The sequence below is a fragment of the Streptomyces sp. NPDC004752 genome, assembly GCF_053601275.1.
Map to the genome: position 1 here is coordinate 1 of NZ_JBSGBN010000176.1, position 16,754 is coordinate 16,754.

Genomic DNA, 16,754 nt, shown 5'->3' on the forward strand with positions numbered 1-16,754 from the left:
ACAGTCGTGGGAATGTCCGTGATGTCTCCTTCAGGAGGTGCTCAGTACCGGATGGGGTACTCGGTCGCGGCCGGTCGGGGAGCCGACGGCGGGCGCGGCCCGCGGCGGCAGCGGCCCGGTGGCGCGCCACAGCCGGACGAGGGCGAGCCCGGCGGCGGTCGCCAGCAGCCCGTTGCGCAGCAGCATCAGCAGGGAGCCGGTCCAGGTGCAGTGGATGACCTCGCTGTACAGCGTGGGGTACACGACGGCGCTGACCGCACTCGCCGCCACCACCAGCGCGGCGACCGGGCGTTGCGTGGTGTGCCGCGAGGTCAGGCAGACCGCGGCCAGGCCGAGCAGCCAGACCATGTACTGCGGGCTGATGACCCGGCTGGTGACGGTGAACAGCAGCACGGCGCACAGGGCGGCGTCGAACGGCGTCGCCTCGTTCCAGCGCCGGGCCCGCACCCGCCACAGCAGCAGGACGCAGCAGGCGGCGGCCGTCAGGGCGAGGGAGACCTCGGCGACCGTGACGACGTACGGGCCGGTGAACTCCATGGCGCCGTACCGGTACCGGACCCGGCCGGACCAGCCGGCGTGCCGGGCCAGGCCGAGCGCCGTGCCGCCCAGGGACTCGATCTGCACGCCCCGGCCGCTCTGCTGCCCCAGGAAGGAGAGGGGATCGGTGAACAAGAGCGCGAACAGCCCCAGGGTGACGGCGCCGGTCCCGGCCGCCCACGTCCACGCGGACCGTGTCGGCCGCCCCCGGGGCGTGCCCAGCAGCAGCAGCGCGGGCCACACCTTCACCAGGGCGCCCAGCGCCGCGAACACCCCGCACACACGTGTGGAGCGGGACAGCGTCAGCAGGGAGATGACGGCGAGGGCGGTGACCTGGACGTCGTACCGGGCCAGCGGGAGATGCAGCAGCAGCGGCAGGCCGCCGGTCCACAGCCCCGCCCCGAGCAGACTGCGGCCCGGCCGGGTGCCCGCGCGGGCCAGCGCCAGCGCGATCACCGCGTCGGCGGCGAGCGTGAGGGCCACGAACCCCTGGAAATACGTCAGTCCGGGCAGCAGCGCTGGGGACAGCAGCACCGTGCCCGCGCCCGGCGGGTACTGCCACAGCGTGTCGTGCGCCGGGAAGGCGCCGTGCGACAGAAGTCCGTACCAGTGGGCGTACAGGCGCCACACCTCGCGGGCCACCGCGCCTCGGCCGAGCAGCGGCGCGGAGTCGTGCGCGAGCAGCCACAGCATCAGCGCGCGGGTGGCCAGCCAGAGAGCGGCGAGGGCGGTGAGGGACGCGCGAGGTGCGAGGGGAGCGAGGGAGACGAGGGGGAGCTGACGGCGGTTCATCACCTTGGAGCGTAAGCCGTGCGGATGGTGTATTGATGCCGATACGCCGTCATTGCCCGGCAAAGGTTGGCTAATCGCAAAAGATCGGGACCGTGGTGAACATCGGGCGCCTGCTGATCCGGCCGTCGAACCGTGTCCGTCGTACCGCGGTCGTGGCCGCCCCCGCTGCTGTCATGTTCGCGCTCGGCATATGGGGGGTCGACCGCGGCGGGATGTGGCGCGACGAGGCCGTCACCTTCCAGGTCGCGCGCCGCTCGGTGCCGCAGATCTGGCGGCTGCTGCACGAAGTGGACGCGGTGCACGGCCTGTACTACCTGCTCATGCACGCCGTCCTCGCCCCCCGTCCCGGCGAGGTCCTGCTGCGGCTGCCCTCCGTGTGCGGGGCGGCGGCGGCCGCGGCCCTGGTCGCCGCGCTCGGCGCCCGGCTGGCCGGACCGCGGGTCGGCCTGTGGGCCGGGCTGCTGTACGCCAGTACGCCGATGGTCGGCCACTACGCCCAGGAAGGCCGCTCGTACGCGCTGGTCGCGGCGGGCGCCGCGGGGGCGACGCTGCTGCTCGTACGGGCGGTCGACGAGACCCCCGGTCCGGGTGAACCCGGCGGACGGGGGCGAGGCGGCCAGGGGCGGGGCGGCCGGTGGCCGGGCGGCCGGGGCTGGTGGGCGTACGGCGCGGTGCTGGGCGTCACCTGTCTGCTGCATGAGTTCGCGGTCCTGCTGCTGCTCGCCCACGCCGTGACCCTGGCGCTGGCGCGCGTGGCACGCGGGGTGTGGCGCCGCTGGGCGTGCGCGGCCGGGGCCGTCGTCCTCGCGCTGCTGCCGATGGTGCTCGTCTCGCACGCGCAGTCGGCGCAGGTCGCCTGGGTGCGGGAGCCCGATCTGCACAGCGCGCAGGCCCTGCTGCGGGCGTTCGCGGGGCCGACGACCGCGGTGTACTGGACGTGCCTGGCGCTCGCGGCGGTGGCGCTGACCCGGCTGGTCGGCCGACGCGGCGAGGTGACCTGCGCGGCCGTCGCGCTGCCGCTCGCGGTACTGCCGCCGGTGACGCTGATGCTCGTCTCCCGGTTCTCCCCGCTGTACGTCGACCGCTATGTGCTGTACGCGCTGGCCGGGGCGCCGCTGCTGGTGGCCGCCGGGGCGGACCGGGTGGCCGGGTGGCTCGCGCGCTCGCGGACCGGCTCCCCGCTGCTCACCCTCGCCGGCGGCCTCGCCGTCGCCGTCGCGCTCGTCCACCAGCTCCCGCTGCTGCGCGCGGACCGCTCGGCGGACCACCGCCCCGACAACCTGGCCGCCGTCTCGCGCGCGGCGGCCCGTGAACTGCGCCCCGGCGACCCGGTGTTGTTCGTGCCGGGGCGGGTACGGGCCACCGCGCTGGCGTATCCGGCGGGATTCCACGGGACCCGGGACGTGGCGCTGGCGGCCGGGGCGCCCGTGTCGGGGACGCTGTACGGCACGGAGGTGGACGCGAAGGTCCTGCGGCGCAGGCTCGCGGCGCTCGACCGGGTGTGGGTGGTCGCCGACCAGTACGCCGTGGTGACGCCCGGCCACCCGCGCAACCCCGTCGACCGGCTCAAACTCGCCGTCGTCAACGAGCAGTTCTCGCTGCGCGAGCAGTCGGTGCGGGACCGGGTGCTGCTGCGGCTCTACGTCCGCCGCACCCTCGCTACCGAGGCGCCGGTGGCGCAGGTGGCGCAGGTGACTCCTCCAGTGCCGCGGCGTCCAGAGCGCTGGTGAGCCGGTCCAGGCGCGCGCGCAGCTCGCCGATCTCGGCGAGGTCGAAGCCGGTCGCGGCGGCGATGCGGCGCGGCACCCGAAGCGCCCGCTCGCGCAGCGCGGCGCCCTGCCCGGTCAGCCGTACATCCACCGACCGCTCGTCGCGCGCGCTGCGCTCCCGCCGTACCAGACCCGCCGCCTCCAGTCGCTTGACCAGGGGCGACAGCGTGCCGGAGTCGAGCCGCAGCAGTGTGCCCAGCGTCTTGACGGGCGTGTCGCCCCGCTCCCACAGCACCAGCATCACCAGGTACTGCGGGTAGGTGAGCCCGAGGTCCTTGAGGACGACCCGGTAGACGCCGTTGAAGGCGCGGGACGCGGCGTGCAGAGAGAAGCAGATCTGGCGGTCCAGGTGGAGCCAGTCCGCCTCGGCGGCGGAGGTATCGGCGGGGGTCTCGGTGGCGGTCATGGCTCCAGGGTAGCTCCGGCGGGCCATTTAGTTGTGCACAATTTAGTTGTGTGCTCTACTTGTGGTCGTGAGGGCGGCCGGACCGGAGCCGCCGGACCGCGAGCAGCACTTCGAGAACTCACTTCGAGGGCTCACTTCGAGAGGGATGGTCTTTCATGGACGCGCTCTACACCGCCGTCGCCACCGCCACCCACGGCCGCGAGGGCCGTGCCGTCTCCTCCGACGGCCGGATCGACCTCGCCCTGGCCCTGCCGGTGGAGATGGGCGGCAACGGCCAGGGCAGCAACCCGGAGCAGCTGTTCGCCGCCGGCTACGCGGCCTGCTTCGGCGGCGCCCTCGGCGTCGTCGGCCGCCAGACCAAGGTGGACGTCAGCGACGCGGCGGTGACCGCCGAGGTCGGCATCGGCAAGCAGGGCGAGGGCTTCGCCCTGAAGGTGACCCTGCGGATCGAACTGCCCGCCACCGTGGACGCGGAGACCGGCCGCAAGCTGGTCGAACAGGCCCACCAGGTGTGCCCCTACTCCAACGCCACCCGCGGCAACGTCCCGGTCGAGCTCGTCATCGAGTGAACCGCGGAAACCGGGCGGGCCGCGCCGCCTTCCGCTGACCGGCCCGCGGTCCCGCGCAGGGGGCGCCGCGCACGGGGCGTCGGGCCGGGAGGCCGGTGGTCACCGGAGGGCCGGGACACGAACGAGGCGCGGCAGGTGCCGAGTGTTCTCGATGCGGCGATGCGGCGATGCGGCGATGCGGTGAGCGGCTCTGCCGCCGCTCGCCTCATCTCACCTCATCGAGTGAGCCGACCGCCGGCCGAGCCCCTGCGCGGGCAGCGGCACCGTCCGCCGCAGCACCGGCTCCAGCAGCAGCGGCACCCCGACCACCGGCAGCAGCCAGGCCAGCACGATCAGCCGGTCGCCCCAGATGTTGATGTCCGGATGGCCCGCCTGGGTGAGAAGGCCGGTGGCCGCCGCCGCCAGCAGGAAGCAGCCGAACGCGGGCCGCCGCAGCGCACCCCACAGCCCGGCCGCCAGCGCCGCCACGAACAGCGGCTGCCCCGCCTGCCGCCGCGCCCACTCCACCCAGAAGTTGCCCTGAAGATGCAGAAACTCCGACCACGGGTGGGCCCGGTCCGGCCGGGCGAAGTGGTCGGTGAGCAGGTCCTGGAGGCTCTCGGACTCGGCCGGATAGTGCAGCAGCCGGGCCAGCAGCACGGTGCCCAGGGCCGCACAGCACCCCACCGCGGTGATCGCCACGACCCCGCGCCCCGGCGCCCGCCCGCGCCGCAGGCCCGCCACGACGACCGCGGCCCCCGCCACGGCCAGGGTCAGCCCGAGGAACAGCGCCTGGGAGTGCTTGACCGCGAACAGCGCGAGCAGACCCCCGCCGGCCAGGGCCGTGCCCGCCCGGGCCCGCCCGGTCAGCGCCAGCGCACAGCCCCACACCGCAGCCAGGGTCAGCGCCAGCATCAGGCCCTCGGTCATCGGACGCATGGCCGTCGCGCCGCACGGCAGGACGCAGTACAGCGCCTGCCCGGTCAGCGCGAGCGGTACGGACACCGACAGGGTGCGCAGGATCAGGAAGACGAGGACCGCGCCCGCCACCGTGACGAGCACGCCCGCCGTCCACACACCCCAGGTCACGCCCAGCGTCGTGACGAACGGCAGCAGGAACACCGGGTAGCCGGGACGCACCTCGAAGATCCGCTTGAGCCGGGGCTTGATGAACGGCGGGATGTGCCCGTCCGTCTGCCCGGCCGCAAGCCGCCGCTCCACCAGCCCGAGCGCGTCGGCCCGGCACTCGGCGGCCACCCGGGAGGCGGGGTCCGGCCGGTGGAAGCGCACCACGTCCACGTTCTGGCCGCGCCGGGCGAGCGAGGCCCGGCCCGCGCAGGCCCAGTCGACCGTGGCCGCCGCGGCCTCCCGCTGGTCCGCGCCGCCCAGAGTCAGCGCGTACGCCACGTAGTTCTTCGAGTCGGGGGTGTCCCGGCCGGTGACACTTCCGAGTTGGAGCAGCGCGAACACCGCGGCCAGGAGCAGCACCCAGGCGCGCGGCCTCATGTCGACGCCAGCAGGTCGCGGCCGGCGGCCGGGCCGGGCACCCGGGCGGCATCGGGCTCCGGCATGGACTGGCCGAGCAGCAGCGTCCGCACCACCCGCTCGGCGGCCCGCCCGTCGTCGAACTCGCAGAATCGGGCCCGGAATCGGGCCCGGAGCCGGGCCGACTCGGCGTCCCGCCAGCTCCCGGAGGCGAACAGGGCGGCCAACTCGTCGTAGGAACGCGAGACATGGCCCGGGGCCATGGCCGTGATGTCGAAGTAGGCGCCGCGGCTCGCCGTGTACGCCGCCCAGTCGTCCGCGTGGACGACGATCGGCCGGTCGAGATCGGCGTAGTCGAACATCAGGGCCGAGTAGTCGGTGACCAGCGCGTCGGCGGCGAGCATCACCTCCTCGACATGCGGCTCGTCCGTGGCGTCCACGACCACCCCGCGCCGGTGCAGCTCCGCCAGGCCGAATCCGCGTGCCGGGCCGGTCGCCAGGCCGGGGTGCAGCCGGACGACCAGGGTGTGCCCCTCGCCCAGGTCGGCGGCGAACCGGGCCGGGTCCACGCGCTCCACCAGGCCGCCCCGGCGGTAGTCGCGGCGGGTCGGCGCGTACAGCACCACCCGGTGGTCCGCGGGGATGCCGTGCCGCGCGCGGAACGCGGCCCCGGCGGCGGTGCCGGAGCCGTCGAGCGCGGCCCGGACGAGGATGTCGTTGCGCGGGCTGCCGGTACGCGCCGAGGCGAAGTGGCACGGGTAGGCCCGCTCCCACACCAGCTCGGAGTGGCGGTTGGCGACCAGGCTGTGGTCCCAGCGGTCGGCCCGGCGGAGCAGCTGCGGTACGTCGAAGCCGAGCCGGGCGCCCGGCTTGCCCAGCAGATCGGCGCCCAGATAGCTGAGCGGGGTGCCCTGGTGGGTGTGGATGTGCACGCTGCCGGGGCGTTTGGCCAGGGTGCCGGGCCAGTTGACGTTGTTGACGAAGAAGCCGGCCCGGGCGGCCAGCCGGTGGTGGGCGGGGGAGTCCAGCAGTACGTGCTCCACGTCGTCCGGGACCAGCGCCGAGTCCGCCGCGTCCCGCACCACCCACACGCCCCGCAGTTGCGGGGCGATCTCCCGCGCCTTGTGGTAGATGGCGGCCGGGTCGCCGAGCACCCCGCGGTGCGAGAACGCCGAGTAGAGCACGAGCTGCGGGTCCAGCGGGCGGCGGGCGTGCACCGCGAAGACGCCCCGCTCGACGCGTCCGGCCGCGGCCCGCCGGACCCGCAGCCCGCGCCGCCCCAGCTCCCGGCCGGCCCGCGCCGCCTGCCGCCGCGCCAGATAGGCCGGGTACGGGCCGGTCAGCACGGCGACCTCGCCGTCGATCCGGGCTCCGTCCGGCTTGTGCCGCTGGAACAGCGCGGCCGTGCGCCGGAAGAACTCGGCCCGGTCGGACGGTGGCAGCCGGTCCGGCTTGGCGAGGATGTCCAGGCAGTGCTCGCCCATCTTGCGGTGCAGATAGGGCCGCCAGCCGGCCAGCTCGGGATGCTCGTCGACGAACGCGAAGACCCGCTCGTACTGGTCGTGGATGTCGAAGTGCTTGCGGCTGGTGGTGGACAGGATGTTGCCCTGACGGCGCTGGCGGTAGTTCAGGCAGATCCGGTCGAGCACGGCGATGCGTCCGGCGCTGAGCAGCACCGGGAAGGTCCAGGGGGTGTCCTCGTAGTAGCCGGGCGGGAAGCGGAAGCCGTGCTCTGTCACATAGGCGCGACGATAGACCTTGTTCCACACCACCATCAGCAGGTCGAGGATCCGGGGGTGTTCGGCGGCGGTGAAGGTGCCGTCGCCGGCCTCGGTCAGCACCTGGGCGAGGACGTTGCGCCGGGTGCCGCCCCACCAGTAGGTGCGCGCGTAGTCGAAGACCAGCACGTCCGGGTCGTCGGTCTCGTCCAGGCGGTCGGCGACGGCGCGCAGCGCGCCCGGTGTGAGGGTGTCGTCGCTGTCGAGGAACAGCAGGTAGTCGCCGGTGGCGTGGGGCAGTCCTGCGTTGCGGGCGTGGCCCAGGCCGACGTTCTGCGGCAGGTGCAGCACGCGCACCCGCGGGTCGCGGGCCGCGTACTCGTCGAGGATCGCGCCGCAGCCGTCCGGCGAGCGGTCGTCCACGGCGATCACCTCGAAGTCGGCGAAGGACTGGGCCAGGACCGAGTCGAGGCACTCGCGCAGGAAGCCCTGCACCTTGAAGCACGGGACGATGACGCTGAAGCGGGGCACTGCGGGTCAGCTCCTTGCGAGGGTCGCGGCGGCGGGTGCGGGGATGCGCTCCGCGAGCGGGATCACCGGCGGGATCGCCTCCGGCGGCTCGCCGAGCAGCACCCGCCGGACCACCCGCTCGGCGGCCCGGCCGTCGTCGAACTGGCAGAACCGCTCCCGGAACGCGGCGCGCAGCGCCCGCGACTCCGCTCCCGTGTAGGTGCCGTCACGGAAGACGCGCGCGAGTTCCTCGGGCGTGCGCGCCACCGGGCCCGGCGGCGCCGCCATCAGGTCGAAGCAGACGCCCCGTGTCTCCCGGTAGACCTCCCAGTCGTCCGCGTACACGACGATCGGCCGGTCCAGATTGGCGTAGTCGAACATGATCGACGAGTAGTCGGTGACCAGCGCGTCCGCGGCCAGGCAGACGTCCTCGGAGGAGCGGTGTGCGGATACGTCGATGATCCGGCTGGTCCGGCCGTCCACCGCCGGCCGGCCGTGGTCGTAGAAGTAGTGGGCGCGCAGCAGCACGACCACGTCCTCGCCGGCCGCCGCGCAGAACGCCTCCAGGTCGAGGCCCGGCTCGAAACCGGTGTGGTGGTCGCGGTGGGTGGGCGCGTACAGGACGGCCGTGCGGCCCTCGGGCACGCCGAGTTCCCGGCGGATCCGGGCCACGTCCTGCGCGGTCGCCGTGTAGTACACGTCGTTGCGCGGATAGCCGTACTCCAGCGCCTCGTACGAGCCGGGGAAGGCGCGCTCCCACACCTCGGTGGAGTGGCGGTTGGAGGACAGGTTGAAGTCCCAGCGGTCGACCCGGCCCAGCAGCTTGGCGAAGCTGCCGGTCTGCGCGGCCACCACCGGATACGTCGACTGGTCCACGCCCATCGTCTTCAGCGGCGTGCCGTGCTGGGTCTGGACGTGCACGCTGCCCGGCCGCTTGACGACGCCCTCGGCGAAGTTGGCGTTGTTGACCAGGTACTTGGCGCGGGCCAGCACCTCCCAGTAGCGGTGGGAGCCGATCACCGCGTGATCCACGTCCGGCGGTACGGCGTGCTCCTGGCCGGCCTCCACCAGGAACACCGAGCTGATGTGCGGGGCGAGTTCGCGGGCCTTGGCGTGGATCGCGGCCGGGCTGCAGGCGTAGCCGCGGCCCCAGTAGGCGCAGTACACGGCGAGCCGCGGGTCGATCGGGCGGCGCAGCTGCGCCCGGTAGCGCAGCCGGGTGCGCAGCATACGGGGGCGCGGGACGCGTTCGGCCGCCCGCGTCGCGGACCGGTTGGCGGCGCGCAGCGCGCGGAACGCCGTGTAGGCGCCCGCCGCCAGCAGCCGGTGCTGGACGCCCAGGCTGCCGGCCGGTACCCGGAAACCGGCCGGGCGGTGCCGGCGGTGCAGGCGGCGGGCGCGGCGGAAGAAGGCCCGGTGCCGGGAGGGCAGCCGTTCGGGGCGGGAGGCCGTCTTCAGGACGGCCGCGAAGAGCTGCTCGAACAGCGGCCGGGCCCGTTCGGCGGGCAGACCCTGCTCGGCGGCCCGGGTCAGCACCAGGTCCACCTGGTCGAGCAGTTCGCGCTGGTGCTCGCCCGGCAGGTTGAGTCGGCTGCCCTGCCGCCGCAGCCGGTGTTGGACGAGCACCCGGCGCAGCACCGCGACCCGCTCGGCGGCGAGGGTCGCGAGGCCGCCCCAGCCCAGATCCGTGAAGTGGCCGTCGGGAAAGGCGAGTCGGTGCTCGGCGACGAAGGAGCGGCGGTAGGCGGCGCTCCACGCGGGAAGCGGTACGCCGGTGAGCCGTGGGGCGTGGGCGGGGGTGAACGCGCCGTCGGGGGCGGCGGCCAGCAGCGGGGCGGCGGGGTTGCCCGGCTCGCCCTCCCACCAGAGGGCCCGCTCGTGCTCGAAGTACAGCACGTCCACGTCGCCCGTCTCGCCGAGCCGCGCGTCCAGCGCCGCCAGCGCTCCCGGGAGGAGGATGTCGTCGCCGTCCAGGAACAGCAGATAGGTACCGGACGCCGCCCGCATCCCGGCGTTGCGCGCCCCGCTCAGCCCGGCGGACGGCGGTGAGTGCACCGGGCCCACCCGGGAGTCCCGCTCGGCGTACTCCCCGGCGACGTCCGCCGCCGGGGAGTCGGGTGCGTCGCAGACCGGGATCAGCTCCAGGTCGCCGAGGGACTGGGCGAGGACCGAGTCCAGCGCCTGGGACAGTCGGCCCGCGACCCCGTGGGACGGAACGATGATGCTGAAGCGGGGCATTGCGCTCTTTCTGTTGTCTTACCTGCCGCCCGGGTCGCCGGGGTCCCGGGACTCAGGCCGTACGGACGCGGCCGGGCCGCCCGGTCGGCCGCCAGGTGGCCGGCCGGGTCGGGGTGGGCCGAGAAATGCTGCGGGGCATGGGAACTCCCGTAAGGGGCAACGGTGTTCAGCGGCCGTCGGTGACGGTGACCGGACCGGAAGGTTGCGGAAGGGTTACCGGAGGAGAACTGATGGGTGCCGAGGAGGCCGCGGAAGCGGGGGAAGCCGAGGACGCCGAGGACGCCGAGGACGCCGAGGACGCCGACGGCACCGGATGGCGCTCGGCGAGCGGCGTGACCGGCGGCAGCCCACCGGCCTCGCCCAGCACCACGTGCCGGACGACCCGCTCGGCGGCCCGGCCGTCGTCGTACGGGCAGAACCGCTCCCGGAACGCGGCCCGCAGCTGGGCCGAGCGCGAGCCGCGCCAGTGGCCGGTCGCGAAGATGTCGATCAGCTCGTCCGCGGTGCGCGCGACCGCGCCCGGCGGACAGGAGCGCAGGTCGAAGTAGGTGCCACGGGCCGCCTCGTAAGCCTCCCGGTCCGGGGCGTACACGACGATCGGCCGGTCCAGGTTGGCGTAGTCGAACATGATCGACGAGTAGTCGGTGACCAGCGCGTCCGACGCGAGACACAGGGACTCGACGCTCGGGTGGCCGCTGACATCGATGACGCGCTCGCCCTCGGCCGGCGGCCCCTGGTGCCCGGGGTGGGCGCGCACCAGCAGCACATGGCGCGGGCCCAGCCGGCGCAGCAGGTGCTCCGGGTCGAGCGGCAGCTGCGGGGTGCGCCGGTGGTCGCGGTGGGTGGGCGCGTACAGGATCGCCACCGTGCCCTCGGGGATGCCGAGTTGCTCGCGCAGCCGCGACACGTCCGCCGAAGTCGCCTTCTGGAAGACGTCGTTGCGCGGGTAGCCGTACTCCAGCGTCGTGTAGCGGCCCGGGCAGACCCGCTCCCAGGTGAGGGTGGAGTGGCGGTTGGCGGACAGCACGTAGTCCCACTTGTCGACGCCGTCGAGGAACGCCTCGAAGTCCGTGCCGCGGGCGGCGGCCGGGCGGTCCTGCAGATCGAGGCCCATCCGCTTGAGCGGGGTGCCGTGCCGGGTCTGCACACAGACCTGGCCGCGCCGCTTGACCAGCCGCGGGTCCAGATCGCCGTTGTCCACCAGGTACTTGGCGCGGGCCAGCGCCGTCCAGTGGGCCGCCGTGCCCGGCCGCAGCCCGCGGGTGCCCGGCGGCACGGTGTGCTGATGTTCGGGCCGGGCGATCCACGCCGTGCGGATGTGCGGGGCGTACGCGCGGAACGCGGCCTCCAGCGCGCCGGGGTTGCAGCCGTGGCCGCGGCCCCCGTACGCGGCGAACACCGCCCGGTCGGCGCGCACGGGCAGGCACCGCTGGACGCGGTAGTGCAGCCGCAGGGCGGCGGTGCGCACCGCCCGGCGCAGGCCGGCGGCGAGCCTTCGCGCGCGTCGGCGCAGGGCGGCCGCCAGCCGGAGCGCGCGGTAGGTGCGGTGTGCGCCCAGCCGGATCAGGGTGTGCCGCGGGCGGGAGCGCCACGGGACGCGGGTGCCGGGTGTGCGGTGGCGCAGGTAGTGGGCGCGGGCCCGGCGCAGGAACTCGGCCCGGCTGCCGCGCGGCAGCCGGTCCCGCCTGCCGTACACGGTCGCCAGATGGTCCACCATGCGCTGGAACAACACCGGCTGCCAGCGGGCGAGTTCGGGCCGCTCGGCGACGTACGCGAAGACCCGGTCGTACTGCTCGAAGATGTCGAAGTGCTTGCGGCTGGTGGTGCCGAGGATGTTGCCGGACCGACGCTGCCGGTAGTGCACGCACACCCGGTCCAGGGTCGCGAGGGACCGCGCCGACATCAGGGCCGGGAAGGTCCAGGGGGTGTCCTCGTAGTAACCCGGCGGGAACGACAGCCGCTCGGCCTCGACGAACTCCCTGCGGTATGCCTTGTTCCAGGCGACCATCAGGACGTTCAGCAGCCCCGGCCGGTCCGTCAGCCGGAAGGGGGCCGGGCCCTCCTCGGTGAGCTGGGCGGCGAGCTTGTTGCGGACCGCCTCCCCCGTCCAGTAGGTGCGTGCGTAGTCGTAGACCAGGACGTCCGGTTCGCCGGTCTCCTTGATCCGGTCGGCGATCGACTCCAGGGCGCGGGGGGTGAGCGTGTCGTCGCCGTCGAGGAAGACCAGGTAGTCGCCCATCGCGCACTCCATGCCCGCGTTGCGGGCCCGGCCCAGGCCCCGGTTCTCGGGCAGGCGCACCGGCCGCACCCGTGCGTCGCGCGCCGCGTACTCGTCGATGATCGCCCCGCTGCCGTCCGGTGAGCGGTCGTCCACGACGATCAGTTCGAGATCCGGGTACGACTGCTCCAGCACCGAGTCCAGACATGCGTGGAGGTACGCCTGCACCTGGTACACGGGGACAATGACACTGAACCTGGGCACGGCACATCCATGGGTCGGTCGTCGCGGGCGTTCTGCCCGGGAACGGCCGATGGAGTGACGTGGTTACGGTTCGTACGGCATACGGGGGACAGGGCAGATCAGGTGAACGTCCGCCGAGGGGCGGGCCGATGCCGGTCCGCCCCCCAAAGGGTGCCCTTTTCCGGTTACTTGACCGCGCTGCTCAACCGCGCTGCTCAACCGCGCTGCTCAACCGCGCTGCTCAACCGCGCTGCTCAACCCCGCTGCTTGACCGCGTCACTTGACCGCGCCCGCCATGACCCCGGACACGAACTGCCGCTGGAACGCGAAGAACACCGCCAGCGGGATCACCATCGAGATGAACGCGCCCGGCGCCAGCACATCGATGTTGTTGCCGAACTGGCGGACCTGCGTCTGCAGGGCGACCGTGATCGGCTGCGAGCCCGACTTGGCGAACACCAGCGCGACCAGCATGTCGTTCCACACCCACAGGAACTGGAAGATGCCCAGGCTGGCGATGGCGGGCCCGCCGAGCGGCAGCACCACCCGTGCGAACAGCCGCAGTTCACCGGCCCCGTCCAGCCGGGCCGCCTCCAGCAACTCCCGTGGGATCTCCGCGAAGAAGTTCCGCAGCAGGAACACCGCGAACGGCAGGCCGAAGCCGGTATGGAACAGGACGACCCCGAGGATCGACCCGAACAGCCCGATCGTGCCGAACAGTTCGGCGATCGGGATCAGCGCCACCTGCACGGGCACCACCAGCAGACCGACCACGGCCAGGAACCACCAGTCGCGGCCCGGGAACTCCATCCACGCGAAGGCATAGCCCGCGAGCGAGCCGATGACGACGACCAGCACCGTCGCCGGGACCGTGATCAGCACCGTGTTCACCAGGGAGTCGGTGATGTCGCCGTTCTCCAGCAGCTTCCGGTAGCTGTCGAAGGTGAGTTGGGACGGCTCGGTGAACACGTGCCACCAGCCGTCGGCGCTCATGTCCTCGGGCGCGCGCAGTGAGGAGATGAGCAGACCGATGGTCGGCACCAGCCAGAACAGGCCGACGACGGCCAGGACGGCGCGGACCAGTGCGCCGCTCAGCCGCTCCGCGATCCGTGCGCCGAGCGGCCGCCGGGCCTTGACCGGCCGGCCGGGAGCCGCCTCGCCGATGCTTTCGGCCTGCGTCGTCATCGCCGCCCCTCCCGCCTCAGTCGACGGATGTTGAACCACATCACGGGGATCACCAGCAGCAGCAGAAGCACCGCGATGGCGCTCGCGACACCGGGCTTGCCCTCCGCGAAGCCCTTCCGGTACAGCTCCAGGGCCAGCACGTTCGCGTCGTCCTGCGCGGAGCCCGGCGCGATGATGAAGACCAGGTCGAACACCTTCAGCACATTGATCATCAGGGTGACGGTGACGACCGCGAGGACCGGCGCGAGCAGCGGCACGGTGACCCTCCGGAACACCTGCCACTCGCTCGCCCCGTCGACCCGCGCCGCCTCCAGGAGTTCCCGGGGCAGTCCCGCGAGCCCGGCCGCGATCAGCACCATCGCGAAACCCGCCCACATCCACACATACGATCCGACGATGGCCGGGGTCACCAGCGACGGGCCCAGCCAGTCGACGCCGTTGTAGGGCTCCTTGAAGTTGTCCGCGGGCAGCCGCAGCCGGGTGCCGTCGGCCGCCGCGGGCAGCGTGAACGTGCCGTCGGCGGCGGCCTTCGTGGCGGCCACCACCGTGCCGTCCTTCACCGCCTCGATCGTCATTCCGGCGTAGCCGAGTTCGGCCGGGTCGGGGGCGCCCAGCGTGCCGACGCCCCTGCCGCGGGTGAAGTCCTGCCAGGTGGTGCCGGTCACCTTCCCCGGCTCGGGCCGCGCGGCGTGCGCCCTGCGCGCGTCGCCGGGCATCCGGTCGGGGGCGACGCCGACCAGCGGCAGGGCGACCGGGGTGCCGGCCCGGACCGTCGCCGAGGTGAGGAAGCCGCCGCCGTCCGCCCGCAGCGGCGACCCGCGGCCCGGGTGCGCCTTCGGGAACGCGGACGACGGAGCGAAGGTGTCGTGGACGCCGACCCATACGGCGTTGGCGACGCCCTTGTCCGGGTCCTGGTCGTACACCAGCCGGAAGATGATCCCCGCCGCCAGCATCGAGATCGCCATCGGCATGAAGACGACCAGCTTGAACGCCGTTGCCCAGCGCACCCGTTCGGTCAGTACCGCGAAGACCAGTCCGAGGGCGGTGGACACGGTCGGCGCGAACACCACCCAGATGATGTTGTTCTTCAGCGCGGTGCGGATGCCGTCGTCGGTGAACAGGGCCCGGTAGTTGTCGAATCCGGCGAATCCGTCGCCCGAGGCGTTGGAGAAGCTGCGGACGAGCGAGTACCCGATCGGGTAGACCACGAGCGCGCCGAGCAGCACCAGGGCGGGCAGCAGGAAGAGCGCTGCCACGGTCCTGCGGGTGCCGGTCACGCTCTTGCGGCTGCGGGGTGCGGCGGGGGGGGGTGGGCCCCCCGCCGCCGTGGCCGACGCCATCGCCGGCTCAGCTGCCGTTCCCGTACGCGGCCGCCGCGTCCTTCTCCAACTGAGCCTGCGTGCCCGCGACATCCGACGGGTTCTGCAGGAAGTCCTGCAGGGCCTTCCACTCGCCCTTGCCGGGCGTGCCGCCGAAGGCTTGCGGGGCCTGGTCGGACATGTCGAAGCGGAAGCCGTCGCCCGAGGCGATCAGCGCCTTGGCGATGGTGCGCTGTACGTCGTTCGGGTAGGCCGAGTCGGGCACGTTCTTGTTGGGCGAGAGATAGCCGCCCAGCTTCGCCTGGATCGTCGCCGCGTCCGGGGAGGCCAGGAAGGTGACGAGCGCCTGGGCCGCCTTGGAGTCCTTCAGGACGACCGCGGCGTCACCGCCGGAGACCACCGGCGCGGCGGAGCCCACCGACGGGAACGGGAACACCTTCGCGTCCGTGCCCACCTTCGCCTTGGTCTCACCGATGTTGACCTGCGCGAAGTCGCCCTCGTAGACCATGGCCGCCTTGGGCTGGTCGCCGCCGGTGAAGGTCTGGGTGACGGACGCCGGGAACTCGGTCTGGAGCGCGCCCTTCGCGCCGCCCGCGACATAGTCCTTCTTGCCCCAGATCTGGGCGAGCGTGGTCAGCGCCTCCTTGACGGAGGGGTCCGTCCACTTGATCTTGTGCTGGGCGAGCTGGTCGTACTTCTCCGGGCCCGCCTGGGACAGATAGACGTTCTCCAACCAGTCGGTGAGGGTCCAGCCGTCGGCGCCGCCGACCGAGAACGGTGTGACCCCGGAGTCGTACACCGCCCGCGCCGTCGTCAGCAGTTCCTGCCAGGTCTTGGGCTCCTTGGCGCCCGCGTTCTCGAACGCCTTGGCGTTGTACCAGATCAGCGACTTGTTGGCGGCCTTGTAGTAGGCGCCGTACTGCTTGCCGTCGACCTTGCCGATGTCCTGCCAGCCCTGGGTGTAGTTCTCGGCCAGCTCGGCCTGCGCCTCGGGGCCCAGCGGCTTGGCCCACTTCTTGTCCACCGCCTGCTTGATCGCACCGGGCTGCGGCAGCAGCGCGACGTCCGGCGGCCGGCCGCCCGCGATCTTCGAGCCGAGGAAGTTAATGATCGGGTCCTGCGCGGGCACGAAGGTGACTTTGGCGCCCGTGCGCTTCTCGAACTCCGCGAGGACCTGCTTGAAGTTCTTCTGCTCGCCGCCGGTCCACACGGCGGCGACCTCCAGGCTCGCGCCGTCCAGCTTCGGCAGGGTGACGCCGCTGCCCGTCTCGTCGGCGCTGCCGCTCTCGCCGCCGGTCTTCTTGTCGTCGTCGCTGCCGCCGCAGGCGCTGAGCACGAGCGCCCCCGCGAGAAGGGCGGCGAGTGTGGTGACGGCCCTGGATGTCCGGATGGTGCTGCTCCTGCTGCGCATCACTGCCCCGTTCTTCGTTCGCCGTTGAACGTCCGAGCGCTGTGCTGTGCCGTACGGTCTACGCCCGGCCCCGCGAACGCGGCAAGGGCGCCCGCGGTGTCAACCGGCCGATCGTGACCCGCTCGTGACAGAGCGTGTGGGCCCGGCACCCTCGGCTACGGCAGCGGCGGCACCCCCGGCTACCGAACATTTGCCCAGTGCTCCACCCTTCAGGGTGGAGGTGTAGGGCATCCTGCCCGTAGCGGCCCGAAGGGCCGCAGCGGCACGGCTAGAATCGCCCGGCGCGGCAACGGAGTTGCCGGGCCTACCGCCGGACGGGCGGGAAGTCAGGCCTGCGGAGGCCGTGTAAGACCGTCCCTCACCGGACGGCAGTGG

11 protein-coding genes are annotated in these 16,754 nt (G+C 73.2%); 2 read left to right on the top strand and 9 right to left on the bottom strand.

The window, feature by feature from the left end; all coding sequences use genetic code 11:
• Window positions 1–30: 30 nt before the first annotated feature.
• Window positions 31–1,329, bottom strand: a complete 1,299-nt coding sequence (locus ACWEKM_RS41945; RefSeq protein ID WP_451626565.1) for a glycosyltransferase 87 family protein — start codon at window positions 1,327–1,329, stop codon at window positions 31–33.
• Between the two features lie 173 nt (window positions 1,330–1,502).
• Between ACWEKM_RS41945 and ACWEKM_RS41950 the strand changes: the two genes are divergently transcribed.
• Window positions 1,503–3,059: a glycosyltransferase family 39 protein gene (locus ACWEKM_RS41950; RefSeq protein ID WP_451626575.1), complete on the top strand. Its 1,557-nt coding sequence runs from the start codon at window positions 1,503–1,505 to the stop codon at window positions 3,057–3,059.
• Here the strand turns inward: ACWEKM_RS41950 and ACWEKM_RS41955 are convergent.
• Window positions 2,989–3,504, bottom strand: a complete 516-nt coding sequence (locus tag ACWEKM_RS41955; RefSeq protein WP_451626566.1) for a MarR family winged helix-turn-helix transcriptional regulator — start codon at window positions 3,502–3,504, stop codon at window positions 2,989–2,991. The two genes, ACWEKM_RS41950 and ACWEKM_RS41955, sit on opposite strands and share 71 nt — an antisense overlap.
• Before the next feature lie 155 nt (window positions 3,505–3,659).
• Here ACWEKM_RS41955 and ACWEKM_RS41960 point away from each other — a divergent pair, with 155 nt between their 5' ends.
• Window positions 3,660–4,073, top strand: coding sequence for an organic hydroperoxide resistance protein (locus ACWEKM_RS41960; RefSeq protein WP_451626567.1), 414 nt, complete (start codon window positions 3,660–3,662; stop codon window positions 4,071–4,073).
• 210 nt (window positions 4,074–4,283) lie between these two features.
• Here ACWEKM_RS41960 and ACWEKM_RS41965 read toward each other — a convergent pair whose 3' ends face one another.
• From ACWEKM_RS41965 to ACWEKM_RS41995, 7 genes are all read right to left on the bottom strand, one after another.
• Window positions 4,284–5,558, bottom strand: a complete 1,275-nt coding sequence (locus ACWEKM_RS41965; RefSeq protein WP_451626568.1) for a hypothetical protein — start codon at window positions 5,556–5,558, stop codon at window positions 4,284–4,286.
• The gene (locus ACWEKM_RS41970; RefSeq protein WP_451626569.1) at window positions 5,555–7,786 is read right to left on the bottom strand and encodes a bifunctional glycosyltransferase/CDP-glycerol:glycerophosphate glycerophosphotransferase; all 2,232 of its coding nucleotides are present in this window, start codon (window positions 7,784–7,786) and stop codon (window positions 5,555–5,557) included. The genes ACWEKM_RS41965 and ACWEKM_RS41970 overlap by 4 nt, the downstream gene beginning before the upstream one ends.
• Window positions 7,787–7,792: 6 nt before the next feature.
• A complete protein-coding gene (locus ACWEKM_RS41975; RefSeq protein ID WP_451626570.1) occupies window positions 7,793–10,003 on the bottom strand; it encodes a bifunctional glycosyltransferase/CDP-glycerol:glycerophosphate glycerophosphotransferase in 2,211 nt (736 codons plus the stop codon).
• Between the two features lie 166 nt (window positions 10,004–10,169).
• A complete protein-coding gene (locus tag ACWEKM_RS41980) occupies window positions 10,170–12,485 on the bottom strand; it encodes a bifunctional glycosyltransferase/CDP-glycerol:glycerophosphate glycerophosphotransferase (RefSeq protein WP_451626571.1) in 2,316 nt (771 codons plus the stop codon).
• A gap of 255 nt (window positions 12,486–12,740) precedes the next feature.
• Window positions 12,741–13,649, bottom strand: a complete 909-nt coding sequence (locus ACWEKM_RS41985; protein WP_451626572.1) for a carbohydrate ABC transporter permease — start codon at window positions 13,647–13,649, stop codon at window positions 12,741–12,743.
• A complete protein-coding gene (locus ACWEKM_RS41990) occupies window positions 13,646–14,989 on the bottom strand; it encodes a carbohydrate ABC transporter permease (RefSeq protein WP_451626573.1) in 1,344 nt (447 codons plus the stop codon). Before ACWEKM_RS41990 ends, ACWEKM_RS41985 begins: the two co-directional genes overlap by 4 nt.
• A gap of 7 nt (window positions 14,990–14,996) precedes the next feature.
• Window positions 14,997–16,379: an ABC transporter substrate-binding protein gene (locus ACWEKM_RS41995; protein WP_451626574.1), complete on the bottom strand. Its 1,383-nt coding sequence runs from the start codon at window positions 16,377–16,379 to the stop codon at window positions 14,997–14,999.
• Window positions 16,380–16,754 lie beyond the last annotated feature (375 nt).

What these genes read in the sequence shown, in the direction of transcription:
- ACWEKM_RS41945 (WP_451626565.1), bottom strand. Translation starts at nt 1,329, where the DNA reads ATGAACCGCCGTCAGCTCCCCCTCGTCTCCCTCGCTCCCCTCGCACCT.
- ACWEKM_RS41950 (WP_451626575.1), top strand. Translation starts at nt 1,503, where the DNA reads ATGTTCGCGCTCGGCATATGGGGGGTCGACCGCGGCGGGATGTGGCGC.
- ACWEKM_RS41955 (WP_451626566.1), bottom strand. Translation starts at nt 3,504, where the DNA reads ATGACCGCCACCGAGACCCCCGCCGATACCTCCGCCGCCGAGGCGGAC.
- ACWEKM_RS41960 (WP_451626567.1), top strand. Translation starts at nt 3,660, where the DNA reads ATGGACGCGCTCTACACCGCCGTCGCCACCGCCACCCACGGCCGCGAG.
- ACWEKM_RS41965 (WP_451626568.1), bottom strand. Translation starts at nt 5,558, where the DNA reads ATGAGGCCGCGCGCCTGGGTGCTGCTCCTGGCCGCGGTGTTCGCGCTG.
- ACWEKM_RS41975 (WP_451626570.1), bottom strand. Translation starts at nt 10,003, where the DNA reads ATGCCCCGCTTCAGCATCATCGTTCCGTCCCACGGGGTCGCGGGCCGA.
- ACWEKM_RS41985 (WP_451626572.1), bottom strand. Translation starts at nt 13,649, where the DNA reads ATGACGACGCAGGCCGAAAGCATCGGCGAGGCGGCTCCCGGCCGGCCG.
- ACWEKM_RS41990 (WP_451626573.1), bottom strand. Translation starts at nt 14,989, where the DNA reads ATGGCGTCGGCCACGGCGGCGGGGGGCCCACCCCCCCCCGCCGCACCC.
- ACWEKM_RS41995 (WP_451626574.1), bottom strand. Translation starts at nt 16,379, where the DNA reads ATGCGCAGCAGGAGCAGCACCATCCGGACATCCAGGGCCGTCACCACA.